Source organism: Bradyrhizobium sp. ORS 375 (genome assembly GCF_000239775.1).
Classification (GTDB): Bacteria; Pseudomonadota; Alphaproteobacteria; order Rhizobiales; family Xanthobacteraceae; genus Bradyrhizobium.
The window spans coordinates 1-4798 of sequence record NZ_CAFI01000442.1; the positions used below are offsets into that span (position 1 = coordinate 1).

4 protein-coding genes and 1 tRNA gene are annotated in these 4798 nt (G+C 59.5%); 3 read left to right on the forward strand and 2 right to left on the reverse strand.

Going from position 1 to position 4798, the window contains the following annotated elements; translation table 11 throughout:
- Positions 1-1357, forward strand: a 1357-nt coding sequence (locus BRAO375_RS36690; protein ID WP_175345393.1) for an RHS repeat-associated core domain-containing protein, incomplete at its 5' end; no start/stop codon positions are given.
- A gap of 12 nt (positions 1358-1369) precedes the next feature.
- Positions 1370-1816, forward strand: a complete 447-nt coding sequence (locus BRAO375_RS37750; protein WP_139031506.1) for a DUF7919 family protein — start codon at positions 1370-1372, stop codon at positions 1814-1816.
- A gap of 606 nt (positions 1817-2422) precedes the next feature.
- Here the strand turns inward: BRAO375_RS37750 and BRAO375_RS29285 are convergent.
- Positions 2423-3793, reverse strand: a complete 1371-nt coding sequence (locus BRAO375_RS29285) for a tyrosine-type recombinase/integrase (RefSeq protein WP_009031054.1) — start codon at positions 3791-3793, stop codon at positions 2423-2425.
- 222 nt (positions 3794-4015) lie between these two features.
- Positions 4016-4100: transfer RNA gene (locus BRAO375_RS29290), tRNA-Leu, on the reverse strand.
- A gap of 175 nt (positions 4101-4275) precedes the next feature.
- Here BRAO375_RS29290 and BRAO375_RS29295 point away from each other — a divergent pair.
- Positions 4276-4798: disulfide bond formation protein B (locus BRAO375_RS29295; protein ID WP_052536160.1), on the forward strand; the 523-nt coding region annotated here is incomplete at its 3' end.

The following is a 4798-nucleotide window of genomic DNA, read 5'->3' on the forward strand; positions in this document are numbered from 1 at the left end:
GTCGGTCGCCGGCCTGATCCACATGAACGGCCGCGTCTACGATCCGCTGCTGGCGCGCTTCACCAGCGCCGACACGATGACGGAGAGCCCGTTCAGCACCCAGGGCTGGAACCGGTACTCCTATGTCGGCAACGACCCACTGACTTTTACGGATCCGTCTGGCCACTGCTTCCTCGGCTGCTTCTGGAAGTCGATCGGAAACGCCGTCAGTAGCGCTTGGAAGTCCGTCACGCACTTCTTCCAGACCAACGCCATCGCCAGGGCGATCCTGCAGATCGGCGCGACGATCATGCTGAACGCTGTGCTTCCTGGGCTTGGGCTCGGGCTCGCGGCGGGCTCGTTCGGACTCGCCGTTGCATCTGCGGCTGGCGGCGCGATGATTGCGACTGGATTGTCAGGCGGAAATATTGGTCAGGTTCTAAAGGCTGGGCTCATAGCTGGCGTCACGGCCGCTGCATTCTATGGCGTGGGCAACTGGACTGGCCATCAGCCTCAATTTGGTACAGACAAGTACTTCGCAAACGTTGCTGGACATGCTCTGGTTGGCTGCGGCTCTTCGGTCGCCTCTGGCGGCGACTGCAAATCCGGGGCACTGTCAGGAGCGGTTGGATCCGCTTTGTCACCTCTGACGAACGCGATTTTTCCAGGTGCACAATCAAGCATCGGACAGCGGATCGGGGGAACAGTTCTGGAAGCCATCGCTGGCGGCCTCGCCTCTGTCGCAGGTGGAGGAAAGTTTGCAAATGGGGCTGTCACAGGTGCATTTGGGTACCTCTTCAACAATCTGAGTTGCTGGGCGTCTTGTAGTGCGGGCCAAAAGCCAACATGGTCACCGGATGAAGGTGGACTGGCTTCGGAAGCTGACGCTTATCAGCAGTTCTTAGCAAATCCGGAGCTCACTTATCCATTGGCCATCCCGGCAGGCATTGCTGGAGGTTGGGCATTTGAAGCGGCAGCAGCTTGGCTGTTAGGTGGGGAAGCAGCCGCCGGAGGTGGCCTGACGGTCTTTGCCGGACATGGAGTGGAGACAACCTTTGCAGGAGAAACAATCGTTCCCGACGGCGTTGCGCTGACGCTTCCGGGGCGTGCTGGCGTCAAAATTCCCGACGCCCTGGGACAGTTGATTGAGGCTGGGAATTGGGAAGCAATTGCAGCTAACCCTCGATGGGCGTCGATCATGGAAGGGAGCCAATCGTTTTTACCTGGAGCGAGAGTTCCCAACCTGATACTCCAGCCGCCCACGGGGCTCACGACTTTGCCAGGTAGCGTAACGGTTACGGTGGATACACCCCTATCGACATTGTTGAGCGGGGCGCGCGGCGTTTGTGTTTGGGCTGCTTGCAGGGCTACTCCGTAGGAGAGCAAACAGATGCACTTTGAAGACTTGTCGGCATATCAATATGATCTTCCAAAACCTTTGGAAGGTGTAATGACTGTCGGATGGCTCAGTAGCTCTGCACCCTTTCAGCAAGGGGCGGTGTCTCAGGAATTTTCTGTGGCCCTCAAGCGCCTGCTTATTACTAATCGTGTGAATAAGACTCGGGGCTATCATCGGTGCGAGCTATGCTCGGTTAATGAGATATATGTTTGCACCGGTAACAAAGAGAAAATAAGGCTTGGCTCGGCTGAGTTGTGGCTGCGGTCGGAGCGCAATCAGAGTATCTACGCCGCGCCAGATCTTATTTGGCACTATATCTTCGATCATGGCTATCTTCCCCCAGTGCCCTTTGTTGACGCTGTGATCGAATCTCTTGCGGGGATAAATTGGAATGCAAATGAGGAGGCGCGTAGGCTGCTGGATTCTGCATTTTTGTGACGAGAACATAGAGCGGAGATCGCAGTCTCTCGATCGTATCCCATGGAGTGGTGTAGCTGGCATGGTGGGTCACCGGGCAATTCCGGTGCGGGCCGAGCTGGTCAGCCTGCGACAGCAGGCAGGCTGATAATGGGATCATCGCTCATGCTGTGCCGGGAAGCTCATTTGGGCGAGCACGTTGGGTTCGGCCTGATCCATAAGGGCAACGAGCTTCGGCACCTTCGGACTGAGACGCGAGAGCACATCAGAGAGCAGCGGATTTCCCTGCCGAGGTGCTTGGGCAAGTTGGGTCTGGTCATGACGATTTCAGCAAGCAAATGAGCCATAGCTTCATCTGTGCTGGCGTCAAGCTCGCTACCATGCGTTGAGATGTAGTAGCTCACAGTGACCGAGTTCACGTGAGCAAGCAAAGAATATTCCTCTTCCGGTTGCTTGCGGTTTGGCAGTCGTTCTCTAGCGGGCATTCGAGGTCTTTCCTTTGGCCAGGTGGAGAGCTCGGCTACGAGAAAGCTGGCCAGTTTTGACCCAGCAGTCTGCTGAAAACTGTCACGTCATCTTTGCCACGGATCGAACAGGGAGCATCAAGCGCGCACGAAAATACGTGACTCAGCGCGGCGTGCCGCGCTGGATCGACATTACCTTCTTGGGATCGAGCCATTGGTCTATACGGTCAGCCCAATGCTGCATCAGCTTTGTGCGCGAGCCGATCAGCGCGAGTGGTCCGTGTTTCTTGTAGAGCCCTTCCACGGTGGAACTATCGAGATGCGCGAGCTGCAGCTCGACGACATCGCCATCCCATGCCTTAGCCTCCTTGATCTCTTCGTGGTGAGACAGGGTCGAGAAGGTGGTCCGGAATCCGTGGGCGCAATGATCAGTCTTGGTGTCAATGCCAAGCAGCCTCAAGCGTTTGTTTAGCGTGTTGTTCGATAGCGGGGCATCCTTCGAACAGGAAAAAACGTACTGGCGATGGCCGGTCAGCTTCTGGACGCTGCGCAGGATTGCGAGTGCCTGCCGTGACAAGGGCACGACATGGTCCCAACCGGTCTTCATTTTGGCGGCTGGAATAGTCCAGCGTTCAGCGTCCCAATCGACCTCGCTCCACTCCATTTCATTGATCATGCCTGGGCGGGGAATAGTCAGCGCATCGAACCGCAAGGCAAGGCCAACAACATCACCAAACCTCGCTCTCTCGCACGGTGCGCTGATGAGCTTGAAGACGCGCGCCACGTCGCGTGGTTCGGTGACGCCGGGACGCGGCGTCGAAATGTTGGCAATCATCTGTCCATTCAGGTTGCGGAATGGATTGTAGCCGTCGCCTTCGACGTCGGCATAGTCGCAGATTTGCGCACCGATGCTGCGCACGCGGTCGCGCGTTTCCAGCTTTCCTTCGGCTTCGTATGAACGCATGAAAGCGAGCACGTCCGGACGCTTGATATCCTTCCTGCACAGCTTGCCGAAGCGATCCTTGACGTAGCCGACGCGCAGCTCAAGGACCTTGATGGTCTTGGAATCGCGAACTGCGACGATCCTTCCGCGTTTGACTTTCTCTACTTTCTTCTTCGCGAGCCACTCGTCAGCCCATTGCTCGAAAGGTCGGGCGGCCGCTTGCCTGTGCTTGTCGAGCTGCTTTTCGGTGCTCGGGTCTTTGCCGTCCTTGAGCAGGTGTTTGGCCTTGTCGCGCTCCCGACGCGCGTCGGCGAGCGAAAACGTGCCGTCCTTTCCGTTGCCATAAGGGCCGATGGAGTAGGTTTTCTGGCGACCGTAGAAGCGGTAGGCCATCCGCCAGAGCTTGGAGACGGCCTTACCTGGCCTGTTCTCGTCGGGTGTGACGAAGAGGTAGAGACCGCCGCCGGTCACGTCGGAAATCTTGGCGGGACTCCACGCGCCATTGTCGAATCTCGGCTGGGCGGCGCGGCAGTCGACGTCGGTTCTGATCTGTTTGGGGTCGGCACGCGCGCCAGCGTTCTTACGGGCCATCTGCTCAATTCCTGCATTCGGAATAGCGAAAGTCACCGTGAACGTTTGTTCTCCCGATACCAACACGATACCAACAAAAGTACCAACAAATCGGCCGGCTGGGGTCGGATGAGAACAAACGGTGACGAGCACCGATGTACGGGGAAAGCTCTATTCTTCAAGGGGTTCCGAGCGCTAGGCGAACGCTTGCGGACGATTTAGAACGGGCATGAACAGCCCAGTTGGTGCCCCTGGCCGGAATCGAACCAGCACTCCTTGCGGAACTCGATTTTGAGTCGAGCGCGTCTACCAGTTCCGCCACAGGGGCATTCGCATTGGCCCTGGGCAGGAACCGTACGAAGCGGGGCGGACTATAGCGGGCGGTCGGGCGGGGTCAACCCGCACGGACGTGATGGGCTGGCATCTCGACAGTTTTCGCGGCCGGGAGTAGGAGCCGGAGCGGCCCGGTTGGGGCCGGATGCAGGCCCGTTCGGGGAGGATCGATGAGCAATACCTCGGTGATGGCGCGCCCCGCGGTGGGGGCGATGAGCCCGGCCATGATTGCGGCGCTGCTCGCGGCCGGCATCGCGGCGGCTGCGCTGGCCGGCGCCTGGTACATGCAGCTGGTCTGGGGCCTGCAGCCCTGCGAGCTCTGCCTGAAGCAGCGCTGGGCGTATTACGCGATCGTGCCGCTCGGGCTGGTCATTGCGCTGGCCGCGAAGGGCGGCGCGCCGCGCGCGCTCGTGCTCGCAGGCCTCGGCCTGATCACGCTGGCCGCGCTCGGCAATGCCGGGCTCGGCGTCTATCACTCCGGCGTCGAATGGGGCTTCTGGCCGGGACCGACCGAATGCACCGGGCCGATCGGCAATCTCGGCAGCGCCGGCAGCCTGCTGGAGCGGCTCGACAGCGTCCATGTCGTGCGCTGCGACGAGGTGCAATTCCGCTTCCTCGGCCTGTCGCTGGCCGGCTACAGCGTGCTGATCTCGCTGCTGATCGCCGCGATCGCGGGCTGGGGCGCGACGCGCA

Bases quoted from the DNA above. Each gene is read 5' to 3' on its own strand.
- BRAO375_RS37750 (WP_139031506.1), top strand. From the start codon at position 1,370: ATGCACTTTGAAGACTTGTCGGCATATCAATATGATCTTCCAAAACCT.
- BRAO375_RS29285 (WP_009031054.1), bottom strand. From the start codon at position 3,793: ATGGCCCGTAAGAACGCTGGCGCGCGTGCCGACCCCAAACAGATCAGA.